Origin of the sequence: Streptomyces sp. NPDC014764, assembly GCF_043082785.1 — a bacterium.
Taxonomy (GTDB): Bacteria; Actinomycetota; Actinomycetes; order Streptomycetales; family Streptomycetaceae; genus Streptomyces; species Streptomyces althioticus.
Genome location: NZ_JBIBXY010000026.1, coordinates 71,093 through 87,328, shown reverse-complemented (window position 1 = coordinate 87,328; position 16,236 = coordinate 71,093). Strand labels below are relative to the sequence as shown.

Below are 16,236 nucleotides of genomic sequence, written 5' to 3'. Positions count from 1 at the left end.
GCGCAAGCGCATGGTCAAGGAGTACAGGTCCGAGCTGATGCACCCGTACTACGCCGCCGAGCGCGGTCTGGTCGACGACGTGATCGACCCGGCCGCGACCCGCGAGGTGCTGATCCGTTCGCTGGCGATGCTGCGCACCAAGCACGCCGACCTGCCGAGCCGCAAACACGGCAACCCGCCGCAGTAACGGAGCACCCCGAATGGCCAAACAGGAACGAGCGCTGCGCACCCGTGAGGCGCTGATCGAGTCGGCCGCCACGGTCTTCGACCGTGACGGCTTCAGCGTTGCCTCACTCAGTGCGATCAGCTCACTGGCCGGAGTGAGCAACGGAGCGCTTCACTTCCACTTCGCGAGCAAGGCCGCGCTCGCCGACTCCGTGGAGGACGCCGCGGCGGATCGTCTCAACCGCCTCGTCAGCGGCCACGCAGACGGCGCGGGCAACGCCCTGCAGCTGCTCGTGGACACCTCGCACGAACTGGCCCGCCGCCTCGCCGACGACGTGGTGCTGCGTGCGGGCTTCGAGCTGAGCCGCCAGCAGATCCGCGTGGTCAGCAGGGACCTGCACCACGAGTGGCACCGGTGGGTCGAGGCGACCTTGAGGCGGGCCGAGGGCGAAGGCGTGCTCGCCACCGTGAGCCCTGAGGCCGCGGCGGCGTCGGTGGTGGCGGCGACGACAGGCTTCGAAGTGCTCGGCGTGCACGACCCGCAGTGGCTCTCGGACCGCACCATCACCAGGTTCTGGCAGCTGCTGCTGCCCCGGCTGGCCGCGGCCTCCGCGCTCGGTGACGTCGAACCGGCCGGAAGCCGCATCCCCCACCCCGCCCCCGGTGCGCGCCGGGCCGGCGCGCGGCCGGAGCGGACGCGCAGCACCCCGGGCAAGGACTGGGGCGGCACGGCCCCGTAACGCACCGACCAGATCGGGACCCGGCCGGCGGCGTGCACCCCGGAGACCAGCGGGCCCCCTACCCCCAGGAGACCTCTCTTGCACAGCACCCAGCCGTCACTGCCCCCCACCGAGCGAGATCCGCGGCGCTGGGTCATCCTCGGGGTGATCTGCCTCGCGCAGTTGGTGGTCCTGCTCGACAACACCGTCCTCAACGTCGCGATCCCCGTACTCACCAGCGACCTGGGCGCCTCCACGGCCGACGTCCAGTGGATGATCAACGCCTACGCGCTGGTCCAGTCGGGCCTGCTGCTCACCGCGGGCAGCGTCGCCGACCGCTACGGCCGCAAACTCATGCTGATGACGGGCCTCGTCCTGTTCGGCCTGGGCTCCACGGCGGCCACCTTCGCCCAGAGTTCCGGGCAGCTCATCACCGCCCGTGCCGGCATGGGCATCGGCGGCGCGCTGCTGGCGACCACCACCCTCGCCGTCATCATGCAGATCTTCGACGAGGAGGAACGGCCGAAGGCCATCGGCCTGTGGGGGGCGGTCAGTTCACTCGGCTTCGCCGCCGGCCCGCTGATCGGCGGCTTCCTGCTCGACCACTTCTGGTGGGGCTCGATCTTCCTCATCAACATCCCCGTCGCGCTGATCGGCCTCGTCGCCGTGTCCGCGCTGATCCCCGAGACGAAGAACCCCGAAGGCGACCGGCCCGACCTCGCCGGCGCAGTCCTGTCCACGATCGGCATGGTCGGCGTGGTGTACGCCATCATCTCCGGGCCCGAGCACGGCTGGACCTCCGCCGACGTCCTGCTGCCCGCGCTGGCCGGCCTGCTCGCGCTGTACGCCTTCGTCCGCTGGGAACTGCGGGTGCCCCACCCGATGCTCGACATGTCGTTCTTCCGCAACCGGCGCTTCAACGGCGCCATCGCGGGCGGACTCCTCGTCGCCTTCGGCATGGCCGGTTCGCTGTTCCTGCTCACCCAGCATCTGCAACTCGTCCTCGGCTACGACGCGCTGCAGGCCGGCCTGCGCACGGCGCCGCTGGCCCTGACCATCGTCTGCCTCAACCTCGCCGGCATCGGCGCGAAACTGCTCGTCAAACTGGGAGTGGCGCGCACCATCGCGATCGGCATGACACTGCTGGCGGCCGGCCTCGGCGCCGTGGCCCTGCTCGGCTCCGAGGACAGGGCCGGCTACGGCGGCATGTTCGCCGGGCTGCTGCTGATGGGCTGCGGCATCGCGCTGGCCATGCCCGCCATGGCGACCGCGATCATGTCGTCGATCCCGCCGGCGAAGGCGGGCGTCGGCGCGGGCGTCCAGGGCACACTGACCGAGTTCGGCGGCGGCCTGGGCGTGGCGATCCTGGGAGCCGTGCTCGGCGCGCGGTTCGCCCAGCTGCTGCCCGAGACGATCGGCGGGTCCGGCTCGCTGGCCGAGGCCCTGCAGGACGCGGACACGCCACGCCTGGCGGCCCAGACGCACGACGCCTTCGCCGACGCGGTGAGCACCAGCCAGCTCATCGGCGCCGCCGCCGTGTTCACGGGCGGGCTGCTGGCGGCGATGCTGCTGAACCGGGCGGACCGCGCGGAGGCCCGGGACAAGGCCGCCGGCGCCGGGGTGGAAGCCGGCCGGACCGCCTAGCAGGACAGCCCCGGCGGGCGGCGGCCCTCACCAGGTGACGGCCGCCGCCCGCCGGTACCGGGCCCGGGCGCCCTTACGCGCCGGGCACGCCGCCGATGCCCCAGCGCTGCGGGGCGATGCCCGTCAGGGCCACCCAGGTCTGCTCACGGGCCTCCTCGCCGAGAACGTCGACCACGGCACGGGTGAGCCCCTCGATCAGGGCGCGCTCGCTGTCCTCGGTGAGACGGCGGTCGTAGATCTTCACGTCGATGAACGGCATGCGGCTGCCTTCCCGATGGCACTCACGCCGGCACGGTCGCCAGCTCGTCGTACGCCTCCCGCAGCGCCCGGCGCACCGCGGCGACCATGTGGTCGACCTGCGCGTCGGTCAGCCCCGGGTGGCAGGGCAGGTTCATGTGCTCCTCGAACCAGATGCGCTCCGCGTGCGGGCACTCCCCGCGGCGGTGGCCGCGCAGACGCCACTCGGGGGAGAGGTGCAGCGGGAAGTAGCGCAGCTGCACCTCCACGCCGAGGCGGTCCAGGGCGCGGACGAACCGCTCGCGCACCTCCCGGCCTCCGGTGAGGAAGAACGTGTAGAGGTGGTAGGCGTGGCGGCTGTCCGGGGCGGCCCGGTGCAGACGCACCCCGGGGAAGGCGGACACCGCCTCGTCCAGGCGCCCGGCGATCCGGGTGCGCCGCTCGACGAACCGGCCGAGGGAGCCGAGCTGCACCAGTCCCACGGCCGCGGCCGCCTCCGACATCGTCGCGTTGGTGCCCGCCCCGCGGATTCCGACCGCTGTGTGCCGGTAGACGCCGTCGGCGAACTTCATCCACGGCAGCAGAGCCGGGCGGTCCGCTGCCGCGCCGGCGCGCGGCAGGTAGACGCCGTCGACCTCGTTGTCCCTGATCCGTGCGACGCGTTCGGCCCAGTCGTCCCGGGCCAGGGTGATCATCCCGCCCTCGCCGAGCGTGGTGAGGTTCTTGGTGGAGTGGAAGCTGAAACAGCCGATGTCGGCCAGCGAGCCCGGCCGCCGGCCCCGGTAGAGGGCGCCGATGGCGTGGGCGCTGTCCTCGACGACGGTGATGCCGCGCGGCCGGGTGAGGGCCATGATGCGGTCCATGTCGGCAGGGTTGCCGCCGTAGTGGACCAGCAGCACCGCCCGGGTGCGGTCGGTGATCAGCGCGGCCAGGGCGTCCGGGTCGAGGTTCAGGGTGTCGGGGTCGATGTCGCAAAAACGCACCCGCACGTCGTGGTCCAGCAGCGGCTGCACCGTCGCCTGGAACGTCTGCGGAGTGGCGATCACCTCGTCGCCGGGCGCCAGGCCGAGCAGCCGGATCGCCAGCTCGAGGGCGACCGTGCCGCTGGTGACGCTGAGAGCGTGCCGTGCCCCGCACCACTGACGGAACCGCTCCTCGAACCGCTCCCGCCACACCCCGGACGTCAACGGCCCGTCGGAGCGGACGAGTTCGGTGAGAGCGGCCAGGTCCGCCGCGCCGACGACGGACCCGCGGCGGGCGAACGGCACGGCGTACTCGCCGTTCTTCGCGGTGAGGGTGCTCATGCGGCTCCCCGCTCCGGCCCCGCACCGGCGAGCTGCCCGGCGATCCGGGCCGCCAGGGCCTTCTTGTCGACCTTGTTCAGTCCCGTCAGCGGGAACGAGCCGACCGCCTCGACGCGGTCGGGAAGCTTGTAGGCGGCCAGCCCGCGTGAGCGCAGGTGGGCGCGGAGCACCGCAAGCCGCGGAGCCGGACGGCCCGGCGCGGCGATGACGTAGGCGCAGATCTTCTCGCCGAGGACCGCATCGGGCATCGGCACGACGGCTGCCTGCTGCACATCCGGATGCGCGGTGAGGTGCCCCTCGACCTCGGTGGCGGAGACCTTGTCGCCGCCGCGGACGACGACGTCCTTGACCCGGCCCTCGACCACGATCTCCCCGGTGGGGGTGAGGCGGACCAGATCGCCGCTGCGGTAGAAGCCGTCGGCGGTGAAGGCACGGGCGTTGTGCTCCGGCGCCCGGTAGTAGCCGCGCAGCGTGTACGGGCCGCGGGTGAGCAGCTCGCCCGTCTCGCCGACGGCCACCTCGCGGTCGCCGGGGCCGACCACCCGGATCTCGTCGCCGGGGGAGACCGGCCGGCCCTGCGTGGTCAGGACCGTCCCGGGCTCGTCGTCGTGGCGGGTGAAGGTGAGCAGCCCCTCCGCCATGCCGAAGACCTGCTGCAGACGCACCCCCAGCGTGGGGCCGATGCGCTCGGCGACCTCGGGGTGCAGCTTGGCGCTGCCCACCTGCAGGACGTCCAGGCTGCTCAGGTCGTGGCCGTGCCCTTCCCCGGCCGCCGCCAGCCACAGGTGGACGACGGTGGGGATCACCGAGCTGAACGTCACCCGTTCCCGCTCGATCAGCGCAAAGCAGTGCAGCGGCTCGGGGGTCGGTGCGAACACCACACGGCCGCCCGCACCGAGGGTGCCGATGACTCCGGGGCAGCCCCAGGGGAAGTTGAACTCCACCGGCAGCACCGCCAGGTAGACGCTGTGCTCGTCCACACCGCAGATCTCGGCCGTGATCCGCGCCTGGTACGCGTAGTCGTCATGGGTGCGCGGGATCAGTTTCGGCAGCGCCGTGGTCCCGCCCGACAACAGGAAGAACGCCACGTCCGAGGCGTCGGGTCCGGACAGTGCGACCGGGTCGGCCACGACGTCGGCGAGGGAGGTGAAGCCGTGCGCGCTCTCGCCCGCCACGAACACCTGCCGTAGTTGCGGGAGCCGTTCGCGCACGGTCCGCACCAGATCCCGGTGGTCGAAACCGTTGTGGGTGTCGGGGACGACGCAGGCGGTGGCTCCCGACAGCTCCACCAGGTGCCGCAGTTCGCTGTCGCGGTAGGCCGGCAGGCAGAACACGGGCAGCGCGCCGAGACGGAACAGGGCGAAGCAGACCGCGACGAAGTCCGGTGTGTTCGGCAGCTGCACCAGCACGCGGTCACCCGCGTTCAGGCCGCGCGCGGCGAACCCGGCGGCGAGCCGGTCGCACCACACATCCAGTTCGCGATAGCCGATACGGCGGCCGCCCTCGGCGTCGACCAGGGCCGTGCGGTCGCCGTATGCCTGAGCCCACCGCCGCAGCAGCCCGCCGAGCGTCTCACCACGCCAGTACCCGGCCTGGCGATACCGCGCGGACACCTCGTCGGGCCAGGGAACGCATCCGTCCAGCATCGTTGTTCCTTCCCTCTGCTCGCGTCGCGGCCAGTGTTTCCGCAGCCGTTGACACGCCGCTGATGCGCCGCCGCCGCGGCCCCTTGCGCCCGTCAGGCGCCGATCAGCCCTGCGTCAGCCCGGCCGGACAGGATGCCCGTCAGGGTCCGGCCGGACCCCGCGAACAAGCGCCTCGTACGAGGGAGTGCCCGATGGAGACCTGGATCCTGGACCGCCGAGACGTCGCGGCGGTGACGGCGCTCGTCGGGCGCGACGCCCTGATGGAACGGGTCGTCGAACGGCTCACCGAGGGGTTCGCCGACATCGGGCGCGGACGGCGTGAACTCTCCCCGCTGCGCGGCGGATTCACCCGCAGCGAGCCCGTGCCGGGCATCCTGGAGTGGATGCCGCACCGCGACGCGGGCGACAGCATCACCATCAAGACCGTCGCCTACAGCCCGGGCAACCCCGCACGGTTCTCCCTGCCGACGATCATCGGCACGGTCGCCCGCTACGACGACACCACCGGCGCCCTGACCGCACTGATGGACGGCGTGCTCCTCACAGCCGTCCGCACCGGCGCCGCCTCCGCCGTCGCCAGCCGGCTGCTGGCCCGCCCCGACAGCCGCGTCCTCGGCCTGATCGGCGCCGGCGCCCAGGCCGTCACCCAGGCACACGCCCTGTCGCTGGCCTTCCCCCTCCAGCAGGTGCTGGTGTGGGACACCGACCCGGCCCACCTCGAAAGCTTCGCCCGCCGCGCCGCCTTCACCGGCGTTCCCGTCCAGGCGGCCGATCCCGCCCGCATCGCCGCCGACGCCGACATCATCTGCACCGCCACGTCCGTCGCGGCGGGCGCCGGCCCCGTGCTGCCCGACACCGGCCACCGCGAGCACCTGCACATCAACGCCGTCGGAGCGGACCTGGTCGGCAAGACGGAACTGCCGCCCGCCTGGCTGCGGCGGGCCTTCATTGTCGCCGACCACCCCGAGCAGGCCCGGCGCGAGGGTGAGAGCCAGCAGCTCCGCCCCGCGCAGCCGGTCACCGCCCTGGCCGCACTGGCCGCCGATCCGCAGCGGGCGCGGGAGCGCCGGGAAGGGCTGACGGTGTTCGACTCCACGGGGTTCGCCCTGGAGGACGCCCTCGCGATGGAGGTGTTCCTCGAAGCGGCCGCGGAGCACGGACTGGGCAGACGGATGAGCATCGAGCACCACCCGGCCGACGCCCTCGACCCCTACGCACTGCAGCAGGCGCCCGCCACCGCGTCCCTGTGACCGGCCCTCCGGCCCCACCCGGAGCGGAACCGGACCGCACACACCCGTGAAGGAGAACCTGATGGCGTCCCTGACCACGCCGGCCCCCCGGCCCACCGTCGAGGACGGTGGGCACGCCCTCTTCTCATGGCTGCGGACCATGCGCGACGAACACCCGGTCCACGAGGACGAATACGGGGTGTTCCACGTCTTCCGGCACGCCGACGTGCTCGCCGTGGCCTGCGACCCGGCCGTCTTCTCCTCGGAACTGCACCGGCTGCGGCCCGGCTCGAAGGCGCTCACCCAGGAGATCCTCTCCGTCGTCGACCCGCCGCTGCACCGGAAACTGCGCCGCCTGGTCAGCCAGGCGTTCACCCCCCGCACGGTCGCCGGACTCCAACCGCGGGTGACCGAGGTCGCCGGACGACTGCTGGACGACGTCCAGGGCGACACCTTCGACCTCGTCGCCGACTTCGCCTACCCGCTGCCGGTGATCGTCATCGCCGAACTGCTGGGCGTGCCCGCCGAGGACCGCACGCTGTTTTGCACCTGGTCGGAGCGGATGCTGTCGATGCAGATCGAGGACCCCGCGGACCTGCAGTTCGGCGACCAGGCCGGCGAGGACTACGACACCCTGGTCAAGAAGCCGCTGAAGGAGATGCACGAGTACCTGCTCGGACACGTCGAGGACCGCAGGCGCCGGCCCGGCGGCGACCTCATCTCCCGGCTCGTCGCGGCCGAGGTCGAGGGCGAGCAACTGACCGACCGGCAGATCGCGGAGTTCGGCGGCCTGCTGCTGATGTCGGGCCACGTCTCCACCTCCATGCTCCTGGGCAACACCGTGCTGTGCCTGGAGGACAACCCCGGACTGTGGGACACCCTGCGCACCCAGCGCTCCCTGATCCCCGCGGTCCTCGAGGAGGTGATGCGGCTGCGCCCGCCGATCACCGTCATGGCCCGGGTGACCACCCGCGACACCGAGCTGGCCGGCGTCCCCGTCCCCGCCGGCCGGATGGTCGTCCCCTCGATCGTCTCCGCCAACCACGACGAGCGCGTCTTCGACGACCCCGAGGCCTTCCGCCCCGGCCGCGGGCCCCACAACCAGCAGCCGGCCTTCGGCCACGGCATCCACTACTGCCTCGGCGCGCCGCTCGCCCGCCTGGAGGGCCGGGTCGCCCTCGAAGCGCTCCTGGACCGGTTCGCCCAGGTGCGGATCACCCCCGGCGCGCACCTGCGCCACCACCGCGACGGGCTGTTCGGTGTACGGAACCTGCCGCTGACCGTGCGGCGCGGCTGAAGGCGAGGGAGCGCTCATGCGCACCGTGCGAACCCTGCTGATCGACAACTACGACTCGTTCACCTACAACCTCTTCCAGATGCTGGCCGAGGTGAACGCGAGCGCACCCGTCGTGCTGCGGCACGACGACCACGAGGGATGGGCCGCCCTGTCGCCCGACGACTTCGACAACGTGGTCGTCTCACCCGGTCCCGGGGACCCGGCCGTCCAGGCGGACCTGGGCCTGAGCCGCCGCGTCGTCGAGGAGTGGGACCTGCCGCTGCTCGGGGTGTGCCTGGGCCACCAGGCGCTGTGCCTGCTCGGCGGCGGCAGCGTCCGCCACGCACCGGAGCCGGTGCACGGCCGCACCAGCGACATCCTCCACGACGGCCGTGAACTGTTCGCCGGCATCCCCTCGCCCTACCGCGTGGTCCGCTACCACTCGCTGCTGGTCCACGAGCTGCCCCCGCAGCTCCAGGCGACCGCACACACCGCCGACGGCCTGCTGATGGCCGTACGCCACCGTCACCTGCCGCGGTGGGGCGTCCAGTTCCACCCGGAGTCCGTCAGCAGCGAGTACGGCCGCCGGCTGCTCGCCAATTTCCGCGACCTGACCCTCGCCGCCCGCGGACAGACACCGTTCGGCGTGGAGGTGCCCGACGCGCCGCCCCCCCTCCCGCCCGCAGCGGACACCGCCCCGGCCGCCCGGGAAAGCGGCGGCGAGGGCGCCTGGCGGCTGCACCTGCGGCAGCTGGCCGCCGTGCCCGACACCGACGCCGCGTTCGACGCGCTCTTCGACGGGGCCGCCGGACGGTTCTGGCTCGACAGCAGCCGGGTCGAGGAGGGCCTGTCGCGGTTCAGCTTCCTCGGCGCCCCCGCCGGCCCGCTCGGCGAGATCGTCAGCTACGACGTGGCCGAACGCATGGTCACCGTCACCGACCGGCACGGCCTCCCGCTGCGCCGCAGACCCGGCACGCTCTTCGCCCACCTGGAGGAAGAACTGGCCGCCCGGCGCCTTCCCGCAGCCGCTCTGCCCTTCGAGTTCAACCTCGGCTACGTCGGCTATCTCGGCTACGAGAGCAAGGCCGACTGCGGAGGCGACCGCGCCCACCGCGGCGAACTGCCGGACGGCTCCTTCGTGTTCGCCGACCGGATGCTCGCCGTCGACCACGCCGGGCGCGGCGCCTGGCTGCTCGCCCTCAGCCGGGACGGCCGCCCCGACACCGCCCGGGACGCCGAGGAGTGGCTCGCCCGGGCCGCCGCCACCCTGGCCGCCACCGCCCCGCGCCCGCCTTTCACGCTGCTGCCCGACGACGAACTGCCGCCGCTGAAGGCCGAGTACCGGCACGACGTGACCGCGTACCGGGAACTGGTGCGGACCTGCCAGCAGCTCATCCGCGACGGTGAGACCTACGAGGTGTGCCTCACCAACATGCTGCGCGTGCCGGGCCGGGTGGACCCGCTCCTCGCCTACCGCGCCCTGCGCGCCATCAGCCCCGCCCCGTATGCCGCGTACCTGGACCTGCCCGCGGGGGCCGTGCTCAGCTCCTCGCCGGAACGGTTCGTGCGGATCGACGCGGCCGGCACCGCCGAGTCCAAGCCGATCAAGGGCACCAGGCCGCGGGGGGCGACCCCGGCCGAGGACGCGGCGATCGCCGGCGCCCTGGCCACGGCGGAGAAGGACCGGTCGGAGAACCTCATGATCGTCGACCTCGTCCGCAACGACCTGGGGCAGGTCTGCGAGATCGGCAGCGTGCACGTGCCCGGCCTGTTCGAGGTCGAGTCCTACGCCACCGTGCACCAACTGGTCAGCACCGTAAGGGGCCTGCTCGCACCCGGGGTGTCCCGCCCGCAGGCCGTACGGGCCGCGTTCCCCGGAGGATCGATGACCGGCGCCCCCAAGGTGCGCACCATGCAGTTCATCGACCGGCTGGAGGCCGGCCCGCGCGGCGTCTACTCCGGTGCGCTCGGCTACTTCGCGCTGAGCGGGGCGGTGGACCTCAGCATCGTCATCCGCACGGTCGTGGCCACCGCCGAGGCCGCCACGATCGGTGTGGGCGGGGCGGTCGTCGCGCTGTCCGACCCGGACGAGGAGGTCCGGGAGATGCTGCTCAAGGCCCGCACCACGCTGCGCGCCCTGCGCCAGGCGCACGCCGTGGCCTCTGCGGGCGACCGCGCACTGGCGGGCAGCGTGCGGTGACGTCCGGCAGGTGCCTCGGGGGCGGTGCGCGCACAAGAGGCCGGGACGCCGGACCCGCCCGCCGGCCCGCCCGGTGCGCCGAGCAGGCCGTGCGGGCCGTGCAGGCCGTGCGGGCCGTGCGGGCCGTGCGGTGCCGGCCGGCCCGGTGGCCGGCGTGCCTCGGCGGCCGCCGCGGCCGGTCAGGCCAGGTCCGCGAACAGGTGGGCGCAGGCCCGCGCCAGTTCCTCCCGGTGCGGGTCGCCGAGGGCGGCGCGCACCTGCTCCACGACGTCCTCGAAGGCGTCCTCGTCGCCGTCGGCGACGGCGCGGCCGATGCGTTCCAGCCCCCGGCCCAGCGCCCGGCGTGCGGCCTCGGCGTGCGGGTTGCCGGCCTGGACGTCCCAGTACACCTCCGGGGAGCCGGAGACGATCCGCGCCAGCAGCATCAGCAGGGTGCGGTGCGGCGGAGGCGCGGAGGCGCACAGGGCGCTCATGCCGGGACGCAGCTCCGCCAGCGCCAGCCCGAACGACAACACCGCCGCATGCGTCGCGGCCTGCTGAACGGCCGTCAGGGTGTCGTGCTCGCCGGGCTCCAGCTCCACCACCCGCCCGCCCCATCCGGCGACCAGCCCAAGGAACGCACGCGCCGCCGGCCCGCCGGTGACCGTGACCGCGGCGACCGGACGGCCGGGCAGCGGCAGGGACGGTGCGAACATCGGGTTCACGCCCACCGCCTGCAGTTGCGGGGCGCTCGCGCGCAGCCGCTCCGCCATCCGGCTCTTCACCGAGAGGGTGTCGGCGAGCAGCGCGCCGGGCCGCATCAGCCCGGCCAGGGGCGCCACCGCGTCCAGCGCCGCCTGCTCCGGCACCGCCAGCAGGACGAGGCCGGCCTCCGCCACCGCCCGGGCGGTGGCGGGGCCCGGAGCCCGGATGTCGTCGGCGATGTCCCGCACCCCCGGCTCTCCCCCCGCCCGGGCGGTGAGGTCCACCCGGGTCACCTCGGCACCCGAGCGCAGCAGCAGACCGGTGAACATGCCGCCCACGCCGCCGAACGCGCCGGCCACCACGCACCGGGAGAAGACCGGGACGGCCGCCTCCGCCGCCCGGAGCGGGGACGCGCCCCCCGTGCTCGCCTCACCCATGACCCGTGCGCCCCTCTCGTCCCGCGGACCGTTTCCCGTTCCCACGCGCTGCCTCCCCGCAGTGCTTGCCCTGCCGGCCGGCGTTTGGCCGTCGTGAAGTCTGTGTCGTCGCTTGGAAGGAGCCGACATGTCCTCGGAAAGTGCAGACGATCTGCCCGCCCTGCGCGAACAACTGGACGCGGTGGACGCCGCGCTGCTCGAAGCGGTGCGTGAGCGGCTGGAGATCTGCCTGCGCATCGGCGAGTACAAACGCGTCCACGGCGTGCCGATGATGCAGCCGCAGCGCATCGCCGCCGTACAGGACCGGGCCGCCCGGTTCGCCCGCCGGCACGGCATCGACCAGGCGTTCCTGCACCGCCTCTACGACGTGCTGATCGCGGAGACCTGCCGGCTGGAGGACGAGTGGATCGCCCGCGGCGGCCCGGAGCGGAGGGCGTCGTGACCGGCACCGGCACGCGGCGGACGCGAGCAGACGCCTGGACGGTGCGAACCGCGCTGGAGGAGGCCGAACGCCGCCTCGCCGCCGCGGGGATCGACGGGGCCACGGCACGTGCCGACGCCCGGCTGCTGACGGCGCACGCCTGCGGGGTCGCAGCGGACGGGCTCGACGGCGTCGCGGAGGCGCCGGCGCCCCCGGTCCTCGAGGAGTACGTGAGGCGGCGGGAGGCGCGAGAACCGGCCGAACTCATCGTCGGGCACGCCTGGTTCATGGGGCACCGTTTCGACCTCGCACCCGGTGTCTTCGTGCCCAAGCCCGAGACCCAGGAGATCGTTGAAGAAGCAATAAACAGACTGTCCGGTCTTCTTTCGCAGGGCAAGATATCCCCTTTGGTGGTGGATCTGTGCGCCGGCCCCGGCACCATGGCGGTGACGATCGCGCGCCGTGTGCCGCAGGCGCGGGTGTACGGGATCGAGTTGTCGCAGGTCGCGGCCCAGGCCGCCCGGCGCAACGCGCGCGGCACCGGCGCGCACATCGTGGAGGGGGACGCACGCGAGGCGTTCCCGGAGTTCGACGGCCGCGTCGACCTGGTCGTCACCAACCCCCCCTACATCCCCGTGGGTTTGCGCACGAGCGCCCCGGAGGTCCTCAACTACGACCCCCCGCTCGCTCTTTGGGCTGGTGAGGGCGGGTTGGCGATGATCCGCGAGATGGAGCGGACGGCGGGCCGGCTGCTCGCTCCGGGAGGGACGCTGCTGCTCGAGCACGGCCGTTACCAGCTCGGGTCGGTGCCGCGGCTGTTTCGCCGGACGGGACGCTGGAGTTCGGCCCGGTCCCGGGCCACCTGCAACGACGGGATGCTGGCCGCGGTCCGCGGCCCGGCGTCGCCGCACGGCGTCTGAGGCGTGTCGGGGTGCGCTCGCCGGCTCATGTGGCCGAGCGTACCCCCTCTCCCATTGACAAACCGACTGTGCTGTTTTTTTAATCGTACTCGAGCCGGTGTCGTCGGCCGCCCACGAGGCGCCCCTGCGGTGGTCCTCACGGCATGGATTCGGACGCATCCGGCACGCAACCGATGGGGGAGAAGGCAGTGGACATCGAAGTACTGGGCGCGTTGTCAGCGAGCGAGCACGGCATCTCGATCACACCGACGGCACCGAAACCACGTCAGGTACTGGCCCTGCTCGCCCTGCACGCCGACCGGGTGGTCCAGGTCTCCTCCCTGATCGAGGAACTCTGGGACGACGAGCCGCCGCGCAGCGCTCGCACCACCCTGCAGACGTACGTCCTCCAGCTGCGGGAACTCATCGGCGAGGCGCTGGCCGAGGCCGGTGAGGACGGCGTCACGGCCAAGGACATCCTGGTCACCCTCCCCGGCGGCTACCGTCTGAACACCCGGGGCGGCCGGGTCGACTTCCGGGAGTTCGAGCGGCAGGCCGGAGCGGGATACCGGGCGCTGGACGGCGACGACCACGCCACCGCGGCACGGCGGCTGCGAGAGGCCCTCTCGCTGTGGACGGGTTCCGCGCTCGCCGACGTCACCGCCGGCAGCCGGATCGGACTGGAGGTCCAGCGTCTGGAGGAGTCCCGGCTGTGCGCGCTGGACCAGCGCATCGAGGCGGACCTGCGTCTGGGCCGCCACCGCGAACTGCTGTCCGAGCTGACCGTGCTGGTCAACAGGCACCGCATGCACGAGAGCCTGCACGGCCAGTTCATGGTCGCCCTGCACCGCTCCGGACGGCGCGGCGAAGCGCTCAGCGTGTACCAGCGGCTGCGGACCACTCTGGTGCGCGAGCTGGGACTGGAGCCGTCCGCCGCGCTCAGCCGTCTGCAGCGTTCCATCCTGATGGCCCACCCGGAGACTCCCGCCGCCCGCGGCGCCGAGGCGGCCGGCCAGGTGGCGGCCCGGGCCGGCTGACCCCCCCAAGCCGCCCGGCCGGCGCGGCGGCCCCGCTTCCCCCCTCGCATCACCCCCCACCTGCGGCGCGGCCACCGCGGCCCCGGCCGTCACCGGGAACGGCCCGCGGCCGGGCACCGGGGAGACCCCCGGTGCCCGGCCGCGGGCCGCACCGTCGCGGGAGCCGTTCCTCTTCCCGCGTCCCCCGGAACGGGGAAAAGGCCCCGACCGGGTGGTCATTTCTCCGTAGGCCCGGACGAAGGAATCCCTCCTGAGAGCCAGGAAAAGCAGCCCGTGGAATTGGCCATTGCGGGCGATGCCCGCCCGCCGGCCGCACGGCAGTATTCGTACGTGACGAATCGGACGAAGGAATCCCGGATATCGGGAATACCTGCCGAACGGCGGACCGCATTCCTCGAACTGATGCTGCTGTCCCGTGAATGCGACCGCAGATCGGGCATCGTGCTGCGCCAGGGCGAGGCGTGGTTCCACATCTCCTCGGCCGGGCACGAGGCGCTCGCCGCCCTCTGCGAGCTGCTCGCACCCGAGGACCTGATCTTCCCTCACTACCGGGACCGCACCGTGATGCTGGCCCGGGGGATGGACCCCGAGGCGCAGGCGCGGGACCTCATGGCCAAGGCCGCCTCACATTCGGCGGGACGCAACATGAGCGCCCATTTCAGTCACCGTGCCGGGAACGTGTTCTCGGTCGCCAGCCCCACCGGAAGCCAGTGTCTTCCCGCGGTCGGCGCCGCCTGGGCCGCGACGCTGCAAGGAAAGCCCGGCGTGGCCGTCTGCTCGGTCGGGGACGCCTCCGCGCGGCAGGGAGAATTCTTCGAGGCGCTCGCTTTCGCGGTGGAACGCGAGCTGCCCGTCCTCTTCCTGGTGTCCGACAACGGCTACGGCATTTCCACCCCCACCGAAGGAATGTCGCCCCACGCGCTCGGACTGCTGCCCGAGCGACGTACCCTTACCGTCGACGGAGCCGACCCCGACGCCGTCCACGCCGCGGCCGCGGCCGCGCTCGGCGGTCTGCGCGAGGGCGGCGGTCCCGTCGTGCTGTGGTGCCGGCTGGACCGGCTCGACCCGCACACCTCCTCCGACGACCACCGCGTCTACCGCACCGCCGACGACATCGCCGCGATGCGCGACCCCGTGGACATCTTCGCCCGGCGGCTGCTGGAGGAGGGCGCGGTCGACGAGGACTGGCTCGACCGGACCCGGTCACGGCTCGCCCGGGAGACGGAGGAGATCTACGACCGGGTGGCCGCCGAGCCCGCCGCGGACCCCAAGACGATCACCGAGCACCTGTTCGCGCCCGCCGGCGACGCGCGCCGCACGGCCGCCACCCGGCCCTGCGGCGGAACCATGGTCGCCGCGGTCAACCGGGCGCTGGCCACAGGACTCGAACGCCACCCCGAACTCGTGCTGTTCGGCGAGGACATCGAGGACCCCAAGGGGGGCGTCTTCGGCTTCACCAAAGGGCTCGGCGAGGTGGCCGGCGACCGCATGACGAACGCACCGCTGGCCGAGGCCACCATCGTCGGCGCGGCCGTGGGACTGGCGGCCGCCGGGATGCGGCCGGTCGTGGAACTGCAGTTCGTCGACTTCGCCGGGCCCGCATGGAACCAGATCGCCGCTCAGCTGACGACCCTCCGCTGGCGCACCGCCTCCGCATGGACCTGCCCCGTCGTCATCTACGCCCCGTGGGGCGGCTACCTGCCCGGCGGCGGCATCTGGCACAGCCAGAGCAACGAAAGCCTCTTCACCCACCTGCCGGGACTGCGCGTCGTCGTGCCCTCCACCCCCGAGGACACCGAGGCGGCGTTCCTCGACTCGTTCACCGCCGACGACCCCACGCTCGTCCTGCTGCCCAAGCACCTCATGCGCCGCCGCCACGACCCCGCCGAGCGGTCCTGGCCCGCCGGCGGCGCACGGACCCTGCGCACCGGCGCCGACGTCACCGTCGTCACCTGGGGCAACGGCACCGAACTCGCCCTGGAGGCCGCCGACGTGCTCGCCGCGCAGGGCATCGGAACCGAAGTCGTCGACCTGCGCTGGCTCGTCCCGCTGGACCGCGAGGCCGTCGCCGCCTCGCTGCGGCGCACCGGGCGGCTCGTCGTCGTCCAGGAGGACAACCGCACCAGCAGCTTCGGCGCCGGACTCGTCACCGAACTGCTCTCCCGCGACGAGGAGTTCTACGCCCTGCTCGCACCGCCCAGGCTGGTCACCCGCGAAGACGTGCACGTGCCCTTCCACCCCGACCTCGAGCGGGCGGTGCTGCCCGCCGCCAACGACGTCGTGGCGGCCGTGCGGTCCGTACTGCTGTGAAGGCCCCCGTATGACGAAGGAACCGCAG

The 16,236-nt window shown here is 73.1% G+C and carries 14 protein-coding genes; 10 read left to right on the top strand and 4 right to left on the bottom strand.

Annotation, left to right across the window (positions count from 1 at the left end):
- From ACF1AG_RS33115 to ACF1AG_RS33105, 3 genes are all read left to right on the top strand, one after another.
- Positions 1-187, top strand: a 187-nt coding sequence (locus ACF1AG_RS33115; protein ID WP_391810921.1) for a carboxyl transferase domain-containing protein, incomplete at its 5' end; no start/stop codon positions are given.
- 13 nt (positions 188-200) lie between these two features.
- The gene (locus ACF1AG_RS33110; RefSeq protein WP_359607027.1) at positions 201-905 is read left to right on the top strand and encodes a ScbR family autoregulator-binding transcription factor; all 705 of its coding nucleotides are present in this window, start codon (positions 201-203) and stop codon (positions 903-905) included.
- A gap of 78 nt (positions 906-983) precedes the next feature.
- Positions 984-2,528, top strand: coding sequence for an MFS transporter (locus ACF1AG_RS33105; RefSeq protein ID WP_359607025.1), 1,545 nt, complete (start codon positions 984-986; stop codon positions 2,526-2,528).
- A gap of 73 nt (positions 2,529-2,601) precedes the next feature.
- Here the strand turns inward: ACF1AG_RS33105 and ACF1AG_RS33100 are convergent, their stop codons facing one another.
- From ACF1AG_RS33100 to ACF1AG_RS33090, 3 genes are read right to left on the bottom strand one after another with little or no spacing between them, the layout of a single operon-like run.
- Positions 2,602-2,787, bottom strand: a complete 186-nt coding sequence (locus ACF1AG_RS33100) for a tautomerase family protein (protein ID WP_359607023.1) — start codon at positions 2,785-2,787, stop codon at positions 2,602-2,604.
- A gap of 22 nt (positions 2,788-2,809) precedes the next feature.
- On the bottom strand, positions 2,810-4,069 hold the full coding sequence (locus ACF1AG_RS33095) for a DegT/DnrJ/EryC1/StrS family aminotransferase (protein WP_359607021.1): 1,260 nt from the start codon (positions 4,067-4,069) through the stop codon (positions 2,810-2,812).
- Positions 4,066-5,715, bottom strand: coding sequence for an AMP-binding protein (locus ACF1AG_RS33090; protein WP_359607019.1), 1,650 nt, complete (start codon positions 5,713-5,715; stop codon positions 4,066-4,068). Before ACF1AG_RS33090 ends, ACF1AG_RS33095 begins: the two co-directional genes overlap by 4 nt.
- Before the next feature lie 191 nt (positions 5,716-5,906).
- Between ACF1AG_RS33090 and ACF1AG_RS33085 the strand changes: the two genes are divergently transcribed.
- The 3 genes from ACF1AG_RS33085 (at position 5,907) to pabB (ending at position 10,420) form a co-directional block, all read left to right on the top strand.
- Positions 5,907-6,965, top strand: coding sequence for an ornithine cyclodeaminase family protein (locus tag ACF1AG_RS33085; RefSeq protein ID WP_359607017.1), 1,059 nt, complete (start codon positions 5,907-5,909; stop codon positions 6,963-6,965).
- A 61-nt stretch (positions 6,966-7,026) separates the two neighbouring features.
- Entirely contained in the window at positions 7,027-8,241 is a 1,215-nt protein-coding gene (locus ACF1AG_RS33080; RefSeq protein WP_359752719.1) for a cytochrome P450, read from the top strand.
- Positions 8,242-8,266: 25 nt separating this feature from the next.
- On the top strand, positions 8,267-10,420 hold the full coding sequence (gene pabB / locus ACF1AG_RS33075) for an aminodeoxychorismate synthase component I (RefSeq protein ID WP_387798886.1): 2,154 nt from the start codon (positions 8,267-8,269) through the stop codon (positions 10,418-10,420).
- A 179-nt stretch (positions 10,421-10,599) separates the two neighbouring features.
- Here the strand turns inward: pabB and ACF1AG_RS33070 are convergent, their stop codons facing one another.
- Complete coding sequence (locus ACF1AG_RS33070; protein WP_391810920.1) at positions 10,600-11,541, bottom strand: prephenate dehydrogenase/arogenate dehydrogenase family protein; 942 nt, start codon at positions 11,539-11,541, stop codon at positions 10,600-10,602.
- A 127-nt stretch (positions 11,542-11,668) separates the two neighbouring features.
- Here ACF1AG_RS33070 and ACF1AG_RS33065 point away from each other — a divergent pair, with 127 nt between their 5' ends.
- The 4 genes from ACF1AG_RS33065 to ACF1AG_RS33050 all read left to right on the top strand — a co-directional run bounded on the left by ACF1AG_RS33065 (position 11,669) and on the right by ACF1AG_RS33050 (position 16,208).
- Positions 11,669-11,983, top strand: coding sequence for a chorismate mutase family protein (locus ACF1AG_RS33065; RefSeq protein ID WP_359608033.1), 315 nt, complete (start codon positions 11,669-11,671; stop codon positions 11,981-11,983).
- Complete coding sequence (locus ACF1AG_RS33060) at positions 11,980-12,882, top strand: HemK/PrmC family methyltransferase (protein ID WP_359608035.1); 903 nt, start codon at positions 11,980-11,982, stop codon at positions 12,880-12,882. The genes ACF1AG_RS33065 and ACF1AG_RS33060 overlap by 4 nt, the downstream gene beginning before the upstream one ends.
- A 188-nt stretch (positions 12,883-13,070) precedes the next feature.
- The gene (locus ACF1AG_RS33055; protein WP_359608037.1) at positions 13,071-13,898 is read left to right on the top strand and encodes an AfsR/SARP family transcriptional regulator; all 828 of its coding nucleotides are present in this window, start codon (positions 13,071-13,073) and stop codon (positions 13,896-13,898) included.
- 330 nt (positions 13,899-14,228) lie between these two features.
- Positions 14,229-16,208, top strand: a complete 1,980-nt coding sequence (locus ACF1AG_RS33050) for a thiamine pyrophosphate-dependent enzyme (RefSeq protein ID WP_391810919.1) — start codon at positions 14,229-14,231, stop codon at positions 16,206-16,208.
- Positions 16,209-16,236 lie beyond the last annotated feature (28 nt).

Excerpts from the sequence above, each read along its gene's own strand:
- ACF1AG_RS33070 (WP_391810920.1), bottom strand. The coding sequence starts at position 11,541 with ATGGGTGAGGCGAGCACGGGGGGCGCGTCCCCGCTCCGGGCGGCGGAG.
- ACF1AG_RS33080 (WP_359752719.1), top strand. The coding sequence starts at position 7,027 with ATGGCGTCCCTGACCACGCCGGCCCCCCGGCCCACCGTCGAGGACGGT.
- ACF1AG_RS33095 (WP_359607021.1), bottom strand. The coding sequence starts at position 4,069 with ATGAGCACCCTCACCGCGAAGAACGGCGAGTACGCCGTGCCGTTCGCC.
- ACF1AG_RS33085 (WP_359607017.1), top strand. The coding sequence starts at position 5,907 with ATGGAGACCTGGATCCTGGACCGCCGAGACGTCGCGGCGGTGACGGCG.
- ACF1AG_RS33065 (WP_359608033.1), top strand. The coding sequence starts at position 11,669 with ATGTCCTCGGAAAGTGCAGACGATCTGCCCGCCCTGCGCGAACAACTG.
- ACF1AG_RS33090 (WP_359607019.1), bottom strand. The coding sequence starts at position 5,715 with ATGCTGGACGGATGCGTTCCCTGGCCCGACGAGGTGTCCGCGCGGTAT.
- ACF1AG_RS33100 (WP_359607023.1), bottom strand. The coding sequence starts at position 2,787 with ATGCCGTTCATCGACGTGAAGATCTACGACCGCCGTCTCACCGAGGAC.
- ACF1AG_RS33110 (WP_359607027.1), top strand. The coding sequence starts at position 201 with ATGGCCAAACAGGAACGAGCGCTGCGCACCCGTGAGGCGCTGATCGAG.